This window comes from Streptomyces millisiae, from assembly GCF_031845425.1.
GTDB classification, from domain to species: domain Bacteria; phylum Actinomycetota; class Actinomycetes; order Streptomycetales; family Streptomycetaceae; genus Streptomyces; species Streptomyces millisiae.
Window position 1 is genome coordinate 119,504 of the sequence record NZ_JAVREM010000007.1, and the last position, 14,221, is coordinate 133,724.

The window sequence follows — 14,221 nt, forward strand, 5'->3', positions numbered from 1 at the left end:
GGGGCCGGGCGAAAAATCTTGTCGGCGGCTATGGACCGGACGGGATGCCCGCGCCTATGTTCTAGACATGCCTGGACAGGTACACAAGCATCAGCGCATCGCGCGCGTCCTCGCCGACGAGATCCGCGCCGGGGTGCACTCCGACGGCAGCAGGCTGCCGGGGGAGCACGCGCTCCGGGAGCGGTTCGGGGTCAGCAGGACCACGCTGCGGCAGGCCCTGAAGGTCCTCGGCGACGAGGGGCTGATCTCCACCCACGCCGGCATCGGCTCGTTCGTCACCTTCGACGGTACGCCGCTGGACGGGCGACGCGGCTGGACCCAGGCGCTGGCCGAGCAGGGCGTGCGGCTGACCACCGAGATCCACCGGTTCGAGACGGTCGCCGACCCGGCGCTGGCCGCCGAGCTCGGCGTCGACTCGGACGTCTTCGTCGCGCTCGACCGGGTCAGGCGGCTCCCCGACGGGCAGGGCGTCTCGCTGGAGCGCAGCCGCGTCCCCGCCACCGGGGACCTCGCCGAGCTGCCCCGGCGCGGCCTGGCGGACGGCTCGCTCAACACGGCGCTCGTCGCCGCCGGCCGGATCACCGTCTCGGGCGAGGGCCTGGTGTCGGTCCGGGCGATCGACGCCGGTGAGGCGGCCGTGCTGCACCGCTCGCCCGGCGAGCCCTTCCTCCAGCTGGCCAAGGTCAACCGCGCCGCCGACGGCTCGGTCGTGGAGCGGATCACCAGCCTCCTCGACCCCGCCAGGTTCCAGCTGCGGATACGTTCCCACGAGGGAGACCCCCGGTGACCGCCCCGCCCCAGCTCGACCGCGCGCTCGGCGCCACCTACGGACTCGCCCTCGGCGACGCGCTCGGCATGCCGACCCAGTCGATGTCGCGGGAGCAGGTCCGCCGCGTGTACGGCACCATCACCGGCTTCCGTGACTCCGCGCCCGACAACCCGATCAGCGCGGGCATGGCGGCCGGCTCCGTCACCGACGACACCGAACAGGCCGTGCTCGTCGGCCGGCTCCTCGTCGAGGGGCTCGGCCGGATCGACCCGCTGCGCCTGGCCCGGGAACTCCTCGACTGGGAGAAGGAGATGAGGGCCAGGGGGTCGCTCGACCTGCTCGGCCCCTCCACCAAGGCGGCCCTGGACGCCGTCGCCCGTGGCGTGCCGCCGGCGGAGGCCGGCAGGTTCGGCACCACCAACGGGGCCGCCATGCGCGTCACCCCGGTCGGCGTCGCCTTCCCCGCCGAGCCGCTCGAACCGTTCCTCGACCGGGTCGTGGAGTCCTGCCAGGTCACCCACGACACGACGATCGGGATCGCCGGCGCCGCGGCCGTCGCCGCCGCCGTCAGCACCGGCGTCGCCGGCGGCACCCTCGACGAGGCCGTCCGCGCCGCCGTCGCCGCCGCCCGGGCCGGCGCCAGGCGCGGGCACTGGATCGCCGGCGCCGACGTGGCGGCCCGCATCGAGTGGGCCTGGCGGCTGGTCGACGGGCTGCCCGAGGAGCCGGCCGTGGACCTGATCTCCACCCTGGTCGGCACCAGCGTCGCCACCCAGGAGTCCGTCCCCGCGGCCTTCGCCGTCCTCGCCCTGGCCGACGGCGACCCGTGGCGCGCCGCCGTGCTCGCCGCCAACCTCGGCGGCGACACCGACACCATCGGCGCCGTCGCCGGCGCGATCGCCGGCTCCGTCGCCGGACTCTCCGCCCTGCCCACCGACGCCGTGCGCACCCTGCGCGAGGTCAACTCCCTCGACCTCGAACCCCTGACCGCCCGGCTGATCGCCCTGCGCTGACGCGCCGCCGACCCGCCCCACCACCACCCCGTCCCATCGCACCACCGAAGGAGGCACCGAAGATGAGCGTTTCGAAGACGAACGATCGCGTCGGCGCCGTTGAAACCCGCGGCATCGAGCCGGTGCCCGACCACGAACGGCACGGCCACGCGGGACAGATGTTCTGGACCTGGTTCGCCGCCAACATCAGCATCCTCGGCCTTCCGCTCGGCGCCACCCTGGTCGCCTTCCGGGGGCTCAACATCTGGCAGGCGGTACTCGTCGCCCTCATCGGCTCCTTCGGCTCCTTCGCGCTGGTCGGCGCGCTCAGCCTGGCGGGCAAGAAGGGCGGCGCCCCGGCGCTCACCCTCTCCCGGGCCGTCTTCGGGCAGCGCGGCAACGCGGGCCCGACGCTGGTCAGCTGGCTGAGCCGGATCGGCTGGGAGATCATCTCCACCACCACCGCGGCCTACGCCCTGCTCGCCATGCTCGACATCGCGTTCGGCCTGGACCGCGGCACCGTGCTCACGCTGCTCTGCCTGCTGGTCTTCATCGCCTGCACGCTGCTGATCAGTGGCCTCGGGCACGCCACCATCATGTGGATCAACAAGTGGGCCACCGTCGTCTTCGGCGTCCTCAACCTGATCGTGATGGGCTTCCTGGTCGCGACGGTCGAGTGGAGCCGCGTCCTGGACGCGCCGGCCGGCGCCACCAGCGGCGTGATAGCGGGCATCGGCTTCGTCGCCGCCGGCACCGGCATCGGCTGGGCCAACGCGGGCGCGGACTACGCCCGTTACCTGCCGAAGGAGATCCCCGGCAGCCGGCTGGTCGTGGCCTCCGCGTTCGGCGCCGGCATCCCGCTGCTCCTGCTGATCTCGCTCGGCTCCCTGCTGACGGCCGGCGACGACACGCTCGCCACCTCCTCCGACCCGGTCGCCGCCATCAACGAGATGCTGCCGTCCTGGATGGCCATCCCCTACCTCGTCGCGGCGTTCGGCGGGCTGTTGATGTCCAACCACCTGTCCACCTACTCCGCGGGCCTGACCATGATCACCCTCGGCCTGCGGGTGTCCCGGGTGTGGGCGGTCGCCCTCGACGTGGTGCTGATGTTCGCCGGCGGCATCTACCTGATGCTGATCGCGGACGACTTCTACGGCCCGTTCTCCACCTTCCTCACCCTCCTCGCCGTCCCCATCTCGGCGTGGATCGGCGTGGTCGCCGTCGACTCGCTGCGCGGCCGTGCCTACGACCCGGAGGCGCTGATGGACACCACCGGCGGCAGCCGCTACTGGTACACGGGCGGCTTCCGGCTGCCGGCCGTCCTCGGCTGGGCCGCCGCCATCGTGGCCGGACTGCTCTTCACCGAGGCCGCCACCAGCACCGACGTGTGGTTCGAGGGTCCGTTCGCCGACACCTGGGCCGGCGCCAACGGCCTGGGCTGGGCGATCGCGATGGCCACCGGCGCCGCCGTCTACGCGCTGGCCGGCCGGGCCACGGGGCCCGAGGCCGAGGCCACCCCGGCGCCCGCCCTCCAGGGGGCCGGCCGGTGAGCCGCCGCCTGGTCCTGGTCGGGAACGTCATCGCCGACCTCGTCATCGAGATCCCGGCCCTGCCGGAGCGCGGCGGCGACGTCGTCGGCTCGCGCACCGAACTCACCGCGGGCGGCGGCTTCAACACCCTCGTCGCCGCCCGCCGGCTCGGCACCCCCGCCGTCTTCGCCGGGCCGCACGGCACCGGACCCCACGGCGACCTGGTGCGCGCCGCGCTGGCCGCCGAGGGCGTCGAAACCCTCCTGCCGGTCCGCGTCGACGGCGACACCGGGTTCACCGTGGCCCTGGTCGACGGCGGCGGCGAACGCACCTTCGTCACCAGCTTCGGCGTCGAGGCCCGGCTCGCCGAGCCGGAGGCGGCCGCCGTCGCCGCCGAGATCCGCCCCGGCGACCTGGTCCAACTCTCCGGCTACGCCCTGGCCTTGCCGGCCGTCGGGCCGCTGCTCGCCCGGCTCGCGACCGGGCTGCCGGCCGGCGTCACCCTCTGCCTCGACCCGGCGCCGCTGGTCGCCGACATCCCGCCGGCCGTCCTCGAACCGGTGCTCGCCCGCGCCGACTGGCTCAGCGCCAACGCCCGCGAGGCGCGGCTGATGACCGGCCACGAGGACCCCGCCGCCGCGGCGGCGGCCCTCCGCGCCCGGCTCGCGCCGGGCGCCGGGGCCGTGCTCCGCGCCGGCGGCGCCGGCTGCTGGCTCGCCCTGCCGGGCGCCGAACCCCGGCACGTGCCGGGCTTCCCCGTCCACGCCGTCGACACCAACGGCGCCGGCGACGCACACGTCGGCGCCTTCCTCGCCCGCCTCGCCCAGGGCGAGACCCCGGCCACCGCCGCCCGCACCGCCAACGCGGCGGCCGCCTACGCCGTCACCCGCACCGGCCCGGCCACGGCCCCGACGAGCGCGCAGCTGGCGGAGTTCCTCGCCGGGGGCGGCGCCTGACAGAGCGCGGCCACGAGTGACGCCCGCGCGGCCGGCGCCCGTGTCATCGGTGAACGTCAACCCTAGGGTGGTGCGATGACCTTCGTGACCATGGACGACGGGGTACGCCTGTGGACCGCGACCACCGGCAGCGTCGGGCCGTCCTGGCCGGTCGTCCTGCTCCACGGCGGGCCAGGACTGTGGGACTACCTGGGCCCGGTCGCCCGGCTGCTCGACGACGGCACGGTCGTCCACCGCTTCGACCAGCGCGGCTGCGGCCGGTCCGACGCCTCCGACGACCAGCGCGTGGCTCGCCTCGTCGCCGACCTCGAAGCCCTGCGCCGCCACTGGGGGTACGAGCGGTGGGCCGTCGTGGGCCACTCCTTCGGCGCCCTGCTCGGACTCCACTACGCGTGGACCCACCCCGACCGGGTCGCGTCCCTGGTCCACCTCAGCGGCACCGGACTCGGCGACTGGAGAACCCCCTACCGGGCCGAGCGGCTTCGCCGCATGACGGAACGGCAGGTCGCCCGGCTCGCCGAACTGGAGGCGGAACCGCACCGTTCCGCCGTGCGGGAACGGGAGTTCCGGACCCTGGCCTGGTTCACCGACCACGCCGACCGCGAACGGGCCTGGGCCTGGGCCGCCGAGGACGCCGCCGCACCCCACGCCGTCAACTGGACGGCCAACCGCCGGCTGGCCGCGGAGACGGACGCGTGGCCGGAGGAAGCCGTACGCGACGGGTGCCGCCGCGTCACCGCCCCGGTGACCGTCGTCCACGGCACGGGCGACCCACGCCCCATCACCACCGCGGCCGCGCTCGCCGCCGCCCTGCCCCACGGCCGACTCCACGCGCTGCGCGACGCCGGCCACCACCCGTGGCGGGAACGACCGACCGAGCTGCGCGCGATCCTGCGCGCGGCGCTCGCCACGAACCGGCAGGGGCGCTGAACGCGGACTACTCACCGCGAAGCCGGCAGGAGGTCAGACGCCGGACTGGTCGTCTGCTCTGATGCGTTGATCTCCGGCCGGTGTGTTGGCGAGCGCGGCCGCCATCCGGCGTCGACCGGCCATCGACGTCCCGACTAGGCACGCCACGTGGGAGGTACCGGTCGGCGGAGGGAATCCGTGACCCGCGCCTGCTCTGCGGCCCCCACGACGTGCAGCCGAGGAGCATGGTCGGCCTCACTCTTCGAAGGTCGGGCGGAGCCACACCTCGGTCAGGCGCGAACCGGTGAGACCGAGGGCCACCCCCTGCGCGATCCGTACGCATCGGTCTGACGCGCCGACGGCGGGGGACACCCGCACCAACTGGCGGGCCGGGTCGAACTGGGTGACCCACGCGTCGCCGGAAACGGGCACGGACACTCCCGGCAGAAGTGGTTCCTCCGACCGCACGGACACCTGCCCGGAGGCGCACTCGGGCTCGGTCAGTTCCGCCTTGGACCAGCCGCCCATCGGGTGGTACCCCCACGCGAAGAGCACCCGACCGTGCTCCACCCCCACCTCGAGTTGGAGCGTGTCGATCACCAGGCTGGTGACACCCTGGTCTCCCGTCTCCACGGCCAGTCCAGACCGGTCCGCCACCTGGTACATGAAGCTGTGTTCGGACCTGATGTAGCTCAGCCGTCCCTCGATCGCGTCACCAGGGTTGACCGTGAAGCTCAGAGTCATCGTGTCCCCACGAAGTTGAAGTGCAGGATCGTGTTGCTGTTCGTGTCGATCACCAGCTCCCATGTTCCAGGGCTGCCGTTGAACGCGCCGGGAGTATCCCATCGGAGTGCCCCAGAGGCGCCGCGAGGGTCGAGTGCCGGGCGGCTGCCCTGCATGATCTCCCGGATCAGGATCGTCGAGTCCATGAAGGGGCGTGAACGAGAGACGTAACGGCCGCCGTCGGGCCTGGGGACGGGCCGATCCGCCATGTCATCGAGGTGGTTCCGGACGGTCCGCGTCATGGTCAGGCTGTCCGGATCGATCCGCCCGATCATGTCGTCGATGGCGTCTCCGGCCGGGTAGGGAGACAGGCCCAGCGGGTCATCCCAGTTCAGCGGGTTGTGGACGTAGGCGACGGGGTTCGGCGTCGGGCGCAGGCCCAGGGGGTCCGGTGACGTGTAGCGAGCGGTCTCCGGGTCGTAGTAGCGATGGTGGTTGTAGTGGAGCCCGGATTCCGGGTCGTGGTACTGACCTGGAAAGCGCAGCGGAGTGTAGGCCCGGGCGTCCGCGCGCCACACGCTCAGCCCCCACAGGGTTCGACGAACGTGCCATGCCACGTCGCCGTCCTCGCCGACGAGTTCGGTGGGGCTGCCGACGAGGTCGGTGACGATGGCGAAGAACCGGCTGTCGATGGTCTCCTGTGTCGTCGCGTCGGTGATGCGCTCGGCCTGCGAGACGGGAGCCAGCCCGTCGTGCTCCCAGGTGAGCGTGACGGGGTTCGGCGCGTCGGACGAGACGGTGGTCTGCTCGGCCAGCGTGACCCCGTCCCATACGAAACTGGTCTCCTCGACCACCGTCGTGCCGTCCTCGCCGAGCCGCTGCTTGGCGATCCTGCGGCCGAGCGGGTCGTAGCGGTAGCGCCACACGGCGCCGTCGGGGGTGGTGACGGAGGTGAGGCGGTCCTCCGCGTCCCACGAATAACGCCAGCTGTCCGGCTTCCTGGAGAGGCGGGTCCTGCGCTTGACGGTCACTCGGCCGGCGTCGTCGTACTCGTAGCGCACGCCACCAGCCGCCACCAGCCGTGTGCCCTCAAGGGTTCGGGCGCCAGTGGCTTCCTGCGCGGGGTGGTGTGAGGACCAGGTGGCGTGGCTCTGGTTACCCGCCACGTCGTACGCGTAGGACTCGGTCCAACCTCGTGCGTCCACCCCCGTGACGCGCCCGCTGGCGTCCAGGGCGAAGGCGGAATCGCCTCGCACGGAGTCCTGGAGGGCGGTGACGTAGCCGTCGGCCCGGTAGGTCCAGGCGCGGGTCAGCAGAGGCTGGTCACGGCCTCCGGCGAGCTCTTGATGCGTAAGGCGTCCGACCGGGTCCCACACGTTGTTCAGCGTGAAGGAGTCCCCCAGCACACGGGTGGTCTCGCGCCCCACCGCGTCATGGGTGGAGGACAACACATGCCCGGAGACATCGAGGGCCACCCGCCGCCCCGCGGCGTCATGGTCGTAGGACGTACGGCCCGCGCCTGGCGTGGTCCGGGAGACGCGTCGACCGGCCGCGTCGAGTTCCAGGGACAGCGTCCTGCCGTTGATCGTCTCGGCGAGCACCCGTCCCGCGAGGTCGCGTTCCCACCGCACCTCGCAATCCGGGCCGGAAGCGTGAAGCAGCCGTCCCAAAGGGTCGTAGCCGTACGTGAGGCTGTGGTCGCCGAAGTGCTTGGCGATCAGCCTGCCCATGGAGTCATGCTCGTAGGCGATCGTCTGGCCGAGCGGATTGGTCAGTTCGGCCAGACGGCCGGCGGCGTCCCAGGCATAGCCGACACGACGTCCGTCGAAGTCGGTCTCGGCGATCAACCGGCCGGCGGCGTCGTAGTCGTACTCCCAGGCGAGTCCCTGCGGGTTGGTAACGCGGACGAGACGGAGCGCCGCGTCGTGCTCGAACTCGTAACGGACCCCGTCCGCCTCGGTACGGGCCGTAAGTGCGTCGAAGTGGGTGTACTCGTACTCGACGACGGCGCCTGCCGCGTTGGTGTGTCGGACGCAGTTGCCCTCGCCGTCGTACTGCCAGGTCTGCTCCGCGCCGCTGGCATCGACGAGCCGGGTCAGATGGCCGTCCGCGCTCCACCACACCCGCGTTTCGGCTCCCGACGAGTCGGTTATCCGATCGGGGCGGCCGAAGGAGTCGTAGCGACGGGTGGCCGTGTTGCCCAGCGGATCTGTCAGTTCGGTCGGGAGCCCGGCGCCGTCACAGCGGATCCGGGTCGTCGCACCCAGCGGGTCCGTTACCGACGCGATTCCACCGAACGCGTCGTGGGTGTACCGGGTGGTGGCTCCGAGCGGGTCGGTGACGGAGACGCAGTTGCCGCGCTCGTCGTACTCGCGTAGCCAGGTGGTCCCGTCGGGAAGGGCGATGGAAACGGGGAGGGCGAGGTCGTTGTACTCGTAGCGGGTGAAGGTGCCGTCGGGGAACCGGACGATGAGCGGTTGGCCGTCAGCGTTGCGACTCACACGTGTGGCATGGCCCAGGGGGTCGGTTTCGGCGACGGTGTGGTGGTCGGCGTCGTATTCGGTGCGGGTGACGTTGCCGAGGGGGTCGATCTCGGCGATGACGTCGTGGTGGTCGTCGATGATGTAGTGGCTGGTGGTGCCTTGGGCGGTGGTGAGGGTGGTGACGCGGGCGTCCGGCCAGTCGGGGTGGGTGCCGTCGTAGGCGAGGGTGAGGGCAAGGTGGCCGGCTTCGCCGCCTTCGGCGACGCAGCGGTCGTGGTCGTCGTAGGTGTAGGCGTAGCGGCGGTTGTTGGTGTCGGTCCAGGAGGTGACGCGTAGGCGGTGGTCGTAGGTGAACTGGAGCGGCTGGCCGGCGGGGTTGAGGACGGCGGTGAGGTTGCCGTCGGTGTAGGCGTAGCGGCGGATGAGGGTGTCGCCGAGGGCGAGCGTGGTGACGCGGCCGTGTTCGGTGGTGAGGGTGAGGTGGTAGCCGCCGGAGTGGCGGATGGCGGTGGGGGCGCCGTGGGGGTCGTAGTCGATGTCGACGCGGTTGCCGTTGCGGTCCGATATGCCGAGGATGCGGCAGTCGCCGTCCCCGTCCGGACGTCGGAAGTGCCGGATGTGGCCGGTGACGGGGTCGGTGAGCGCGTAGCCGCCGTCCTCCTGCCGGGCCAGCGGCCAGCGGGGGCCGCTCTCGGGCAACACGGCCGTGCTCGGCGCCTTCGGGTGGGGGTAGGCGAGGACCAGGCCGTCCTCAGCCAGGAACACCACCCCCTCCTCGTCGACTTCCAGCCGCTGGTCGAGGGTGGAGGACCAGGACGGGCCGAACCACCGGCCGGCGTAGTAGCCGGACTGGACGCGGCGGGTGAAGGCGAACGGCAGCGTGCCGGGCAGGGTGACGTCGGTCTGGGGCAGGTACATGTGGCCGGTGGCCAGGTCGACGGGGTCGGTGCCGCCGCTGCGGATCATGGTGCGGGCGCGCGAGTACGCGGACTGCATGCCGTCCGCGATCATCGTGCGGCCACGGGTTGCCAGGCCGCGTACCCCGGCGGCCATGCCGCGCAGCCCGCCACGCGCCAACGCCCGTACACCGACGGCCAGTCCGCCGAGGGTGGTGAGACCCTTCATGCCGGGGATGCAGTCAAGCGCCGCGAACGCCACGTCCCAGAGGGAGGCGCGGCCGTTGGCGTAGTCGTAGAGGGTGTCGGCGAGGACGACGAGGGCGGCGGCGAGGACGACCCAGGCGAGGGGTCCGCCGATGATCATGACGACGATGCCGAGGACGGCGACGACGACTTTGCAGATCTCGACGATGGTGTCCCAGTTTTCTGAGACCCAGTGGATGGCGTCTTCCCACCAGCGGCGGTTCTGGATGCCGGCGTCGGAGGCGGCGTCGATCTCGGAGGCGCAGGTGCGGGCGGCCTCCTCGCGCATCTCCTTGGCATCCAGGGCGAGTTGGCGGGCGGCGGAGAGTGCTTCCTCGGCGGCGTCGACGCGGGACTGGGCGGAGGAGGCGGCCTCGTTGGCGGCGGTGGCATCGCGGGTGGCGGCGCGGACCTCCGCCTCGGATGGCGGTTCGACGTTCTCGCGTTCGCCCTCGCGTTCCAGGCGTTCGGCCTCGTCGCCGGCGCGGGAGACCCAGTCCTGCGCGTCGGTCAGGGCGGCTTGGGCGGTGGAGAGGTCGGCTTGGGCGGCGATGGCGCGGTCCAGGGCGCGGTCGGCCATGCCCTGGGCGGTCTCCAGCTTGGGCCAGTAGGTCTGGAGGGCCTGGGCGGCCATGTCGTAGGAGGTCTGGAGTTTCTGGAGGTTGGGCGGGACGCCGTCGAACTCGGAGCGGAAGGCTTCGGCGGACAGTCCTGCCCAGTCGAGCACGGCCCGGTCCTCCGCCATGCCGCGGATGCGGCCGAGTGCCTCGCCGACGTCGTCCGCGAAGGTCTGGAGGTCGTCGGCGAGTTCCCGTACTTCGTCCGGGTTCCCGGGTGTCGGGTCCCGGTCCATGTCGACAGGCGACCAGTCAGACGGACGAGCCATGATCTTTCCCCCGTGACGATCAAGTGACGCGTTGTGCCCGACTGTACGGTAAACGGCAGGTCACGTTGGGTTCAAGTGATCATGCGGGGGCGCCGAGTTCAGCGAGGCGGCAGCGGTCCCGTTCGTGGGTGTACCCGGCAGTTGGTGTGCAGGTACCGGGCGGTGCCGTTCGCGGCCGTGAAGTCGTAGATCGCCACCGTCTGGGGGTCCTCCAGGGGACGGGTCGGCGGCATCAGGAAGTGCGTCTCGCTCACCGGGAGCAGTTCGTACCTGATGCGGTCGGGTTGCTGGAGGAACTGTGCCTGAACGGGGTCGAGGACCAGGGTCAGGTACAGCTTTCCTCCTTCGGCGGACACCTCGTAGCGGGTGCCGGGGCGCTCGTAGACGCCCGCGTACCGGGCCGGGTCGAGGTTCAGTGTCGGGTTCGGGGTGGGTGGGGCGGGGATGGTGGGCGCGCCGAGGTCGGTCAGGATCTCGTTGAACACCGCGTGGTAGAAGCTCTCTCGCGGTCCGCCGTTGGTCAGCATCGTGAGGGCGGTGTTCGAGTCCGGCAGCAGCCGTAGGCGGGCGTTCTGGCCGATGGTGCTGCCGTCGCTCGCGTAGACGGTCTGGCCGTGCCAGTCGCACACGATGAGGCCGAGCGCCCATTCGGGCCCGAACAGGTACGGATCCGGGACGGGCACCCGGGACCGCTGCATCTCCCGGACGCTTTCGGCGGAGACGATCCGGTTTCCGTTCGGCGCCACGCCCTCGTTGAGGAGGACGTGTGCCAGGGCGAGCACGTCCCGGGTCGTCGAGGTGATGGTGCCGCCGGGGCCGAAGGCGCGTGGCAGGTGGTCCACCGGTGTGACGACGGGGCCCTCCTCCAGGGAGTTGAGCAGGTGCCCGGTCGCGGCCCGGGTCGGGTCCACCTGCTCGTGCCGGCTGTTGGTGCTGGTGAGTCCCATCGGTGCGACGAGGCGGTCCCGCATGACGTCGTCCCAGCGCTTGCCGTCGCAGACCTCCAGGATCCGGCCGAGGATCGCGTAGCCGAGCGCGGCGCTGTAACCGTGGGTGTGGCCGACGGGGAAGACCTGGGGTGCGTCGGCGATGTTCTCGACCATGCGTTGGAGGACGTCGTCGTCCTCGCCGGGATCGCCGTAGTCCTCCTCGATGCCGTTGGTGTGGCGCAGCAGGTGGCGGGGGGTGACGGTGGCGGCCGCCTCGGGGTCGGCGACGGTGAAGCCGGGCAGGTAGGTCCGCACCGGCTCGTCCAGGTCGACACCCCCCTCGTCGACGAGCTGCATGATGGCCAGCGCGGTCCAGGTCTTGGTCATGGATCCGCACTGGTAGACGGTGTCCGGCGTCGCGGGCTCCCGCGTCCGCACGTCCCGGACGCCGACCGCGAACTCGGCGAGCTCCCCGTCGTGGAGCACGCCGATCGCGGCGCTCGGGATGCCGTACCGCGCGAGGAGTTCGGCGACCCGGGCGCGGGCCCGCGGCACGTCGAGCCTCATCGGGGGAGACCGACCGCGTTGGCGGCGTCCGCCTCGACGTACTCCGTCGTGGCATAGGCGCCGGCGTGTGCCTCGAAGAAGTCCCGGACGGCGTCGACGGATTCGTCGGTGATGATGTTCACCGCCCTGGCCCCGTCCCTGCTCGCGACCGCCACCTTCCAGGCGGCGCCCCTGGGGAGCTTGGCGTGGGCCTTCTTGAGACCGCTCCAGAACCTGTCCTGGTCCGAGACGGTCGATATGGCCAGCACGTGCATGGCGCCTTCCTCTCTTTCGAGTTGCGGAAAAGCTAAGTTGCGTTTTTTGTTGGGTCAACTCCGGCGGCACGAAATGCCAGGTCAGCTCCAGAATCGTTGCAACAAGCTTGTGGCAAAACGCAATTACCTCGGATAGCTCGTTGCAATGTACTGTCGATGAAGACAAGGAGGGAGGGGGCGCCGGTGCCGGGCGGCAGGCTGACCCACGAGGACCGTCAGCGGATCGCGGCCTGGCTGGCCGACGGGCTCGGCTATGCCGAGATCGGTCGACACCTCGGCCGGCCGACCTCCACGATCAGCCGCGAGGTCGCGCGCAACGGGACCCCCGGTGACTACCGGGCCGCCCGCGCGCAGCGGGCCGCCGACCACCGCGCGCGCCGAAGCGGGTCGGCGCGACCGGTCGAGCCGACGACCGGCGAGCGGCCGGCCGAGGCGGTGCGCGGCTTCGTCGACCAGTTCGCCACCGTGCTGGCCGCGACGGGCATGCCCCGGATGACGGCCCGGGTGTTCGTCTGTCTGCTCACCGCTGACGAAGACGGCCTGACGGCCGCCGACCTGGTCCGCCGGCTACGGGTCAGCCCGGCGTCGGTGTCCAAGTCCATCGGCTCGCTCGAAGCCATGGACCTGGTCGTCCGCCAACCGGACCCCGGCACCCGCCGCGACCGGTACGTGATCGACGAGGACGTCTGGCTCCGGGCGTGGGGGACCGACACCGGCGCACACGGCCACGTCGCGGACGCGGCGCGGCGGGGCGTCGCGATCTTCGGCGCCGACTCGCCCGCCGGCGCCCGACTCGGCGCGATGGGCCGGTTCTTCGCCGAGCTCAGCGAACAGATGGCCGGCAGCGCGCTGGCGGAGGCCGGCGCGCACGACGCGCTCACCGTGCTCGCCGCCCTCGTGCACGCCGGCCGACCGCTCAGCGTGCGCGCGCTGGCCGGCGCGCTCGACTGGCCCGCCGCCCGGGTCACCGCCGCGCTCGACGCCATCCGACGCCGACCGGCCATCGCCGACCCGCTGACCCTGCGGGTGGGCGCGGACCACACGTACACCCTCACCACCCGACCGGACCGGCTGAGCCCGGCGCAGCGCGCGGCGCTCGGTCGGCTCGACTGACAGAGCCATCACGTGCCACGCGGTAGCTGAAACAGGGCCGTCGAGACAGCGCCGGCGGTGAACTCCCCCCGCGAGGTCCGAACGTGCGACCGTGGCGCGCGCTACCAGTCCAGCGGTCGCCCGTCGCGGTAGAAACCGCCGGTGGGCCCTTTGTCGGGCAGTTCCACGGCCCACAGGACGCTGCGGGCGCCCTCGCTCACCGGCCGCCCCCCGGCACCCCCCATGTCGGTGGCCACCCAGCCCGGGCAGACGGCGTTGACCAGGATCCGGTCGCGCTTGAGGTCGGCCGCCAGCAGGCGGGTCGTGGCGTTCAGCGCGGCCTTGGACACCGAGTACGCCGGAGTACCGGCGCCCATGCCGGCCAGCGAACCCCCACCGCTGGATACGTTGACGACGCGCGGATGCGGGCTGCGGCGCAGCAGGGGCACCAGGGCCTGCGCCGTGCGCCAGGCGCCGAGGGTGTTGGTCTCCAGCGCCTGGCGCACCACGTCCAGATCGGCGCTGGCCGGCCGTTGCCACGTGTCGTAGAGAATCGCGGCGTTGTTGACCAGCACGTCGCAGCGCCCGTACTCGGCGGTCAGCCACTGTGCGAACGCGGTGACGGACTTACTGTCGGCCACGTCGAGTTGGTGGGTGACCACGCTCAGCCCGGCCTCGGCCAACGACACGGCGGCGGCCTCGCCCTTCACCGCGTCACGCGAGCCCAGCACGGCCGTGAAGCCGCGTTCCGCCAGCTGGCGGACGACCTCCAGCCCAATGCCCCGGTTGGCCCCGGTGACGACCGCCACCGGCTCGTGCGCACCTGACAACACAGCCTCCTGAAAGAGTCGGCGGACAGCTCACCCGCGGGCCGGCTCAGCCGGTAGCCTTCTCCGGAACGCCCGGATGATCTGGGGCGGGTCGGTGGAGGACTTCCACCGCGTGATCTTCCCATCCCGGACACCCAGTGGATGGCGTCCCCCCCAACTG

General features: G+C 72.1%; 11 protein-coding genes. 6 read left to right on the forward strand and 5 right to left on the reverse strand.

Annotated features, from left to right (window positions below):
• The first annotated feature begins 67 nt into the window (after positions 1 to 67).
• From RNC47_RS09745 to RNC47_RS09765, 5 genes are all read left to right on the forward strand, one after another.
• Entirely contained in the window at positions 68 to 787 is a 720-nt protein-coding gene (locus RNC47_RS09745) for a GntR family transcriptional regulator (protein ID WP_311597395.1), read from the forward strand.
• A complete protein-coding gene (locus tag RNC47_RS09750; RefSeq protein ID WP_311597397.1) occupies positions 784 to 1,782 on the forward strand; it encodes an ADP-ribosylglycohydrolase family protein in 999 nt (332 codons plus the stop codon). Before RNC47_RS09745 ends, RNC47_RS09750 begins: the two co-directional genes overlap by 4 nt.
• A gap of 62 nt (positions 1,783 to 1,844) precedes the next feature.
• Positions 1,845 to 3,311: a purine-cytosine permease family protein gene (locus tag RNC47_RS09755; RefSeq protein WP_311597399.1), complete on the forward strand. Its 1,467-nt coding sequence runs from the start codon at positions 1,845 to 1,847 to the stop codon at positions 3,309 to 3,311.
• A complete protein-coding gene (locus RNC47_RS09760; protein ID WP_311597400.1) occupies positions 3,308 to 4,246 on the forward strand; it encodes a PfkB family carbohydrate kinase in 939 nt (312 codons plus the stop codon). The genes RNC47_RS09755 and RNC47_RS09760 overlap by 4 nt, the downstream gene beginning before the upstream one ends.
• A 75-nt stretch (positions 4,247 to 4,321) precedes the next feature.
• Positions 4,322 to 5,176, forward strand: a complete 855-nt coding sequence (locus RNC47_RS09765) for an alpha/beta fold hydrolase (protein WP_311597401.1) — start codon at positions 4,322 to 4,324, stop codon at positions 5,174 to 5,176.
• A gap of 234 nt (positions 5,177 to 5,410) precedes the next feature.
• On the opposite strand, the gene RNC47_RS09770 is transcribed toward RNC47_RS09765, so the two are convergent.
• From RNC47_RS09770 to RNC47_RS09785, 4 genes are all read right to left on the reverse strand, one after another.
• On the reverse strand, positions 5,411 to 5,899 hold the full coding sequence (locus tag RNC47_RS09770; RefSeq protein ID WP_311597404.1) for a hypothetical protein: 489 nt from the start codon (positions 5,897 to 5,899) through the stop codon (positions 5,411 to 5,413).
• On the reverse strand, positions 5,896 to 10,389 hold the full coding sequence (locus tag RNC47_RS09775) for an RHS repeat-associated core domain-containing protein (RefSeq protein ID WP_311597406.1): 4,494 nt from the start codon (positions 10,387 to 10,389) through the stop codon (positions 5,896 to 5,898). The genes RNC47_RS09770 and RNC47_RS09775 overlap by 4 nt, the downstream gene beginning before the upstream one ends.
• Before the next feature lie 98 nt (positions 10,390 to 10,487).
• Positions 10,488 to 11,885 carry a serine hydrolase domain-containing protein gene (locus RNC47_RS09780; protein WP_311597407.1) on the reverse strand — a complete coding sequence of 466 codons (1,398 nt, stop codon included), beginning with the start codon at positions 11,883 to 11,885 and terminating at the stop codon, positions 10,488 to 10,490.
• Positions 11,882 to 12,139 carry a hypothetical protein gene (locus RNC47_RS09785; RefSeq protein ID WP_311597408.1) on the reverse strand — a complete coding sequence of 86 codons (258 nt, stop codon included), beginning with the start codon at positions 12,137 to 12,139 and terminating at the stop codon, positions 11,882 to 11,884. Before RNC47_RS09785 ends, RNC47_RS09780 begins: the two co-directional genes overlap by 4 nt.
• 156 nt (positions 12,140 to 12,295) lie before the next feature.
• Here RNC47_RS09785 and RNC47_RS09790 point away from each other — a divergent pair, with 156 nt between their 5' ends.
• Positions 12,296 to 13,252 carry a MarR family transcriptional regulator gene (locus tag RNC47_RS09790; RefSeq protein WP_311597410.1) on the forward strand — a complete coding sequence of 319 codons (957 nt, stop codon included), beginning with the start codon at positions 12,296 to 12,298 and terminating at the stop codon, positions 13,250 to 13,252.
• Positions 13,253 to 13,353: 101 nt separating this feature from the next.
• Here RNC47_RS09790 and RNC47_RS09795 read toward each other — a convergent pair whose 3' ends face one another.
• A complete protein-coding gene (locus tag RNC47_RS09795) occupies positions 13,354 to 14,061 on the reverse strand; it encodes an SDR family oxidoreductase (RefSeq protein WP_311597412.1) in 708 nt (235 codons plus the stop codon).
• Between the last annotated feature and the right edge of the window lie 160 nt (positions 14,062 to 14,221).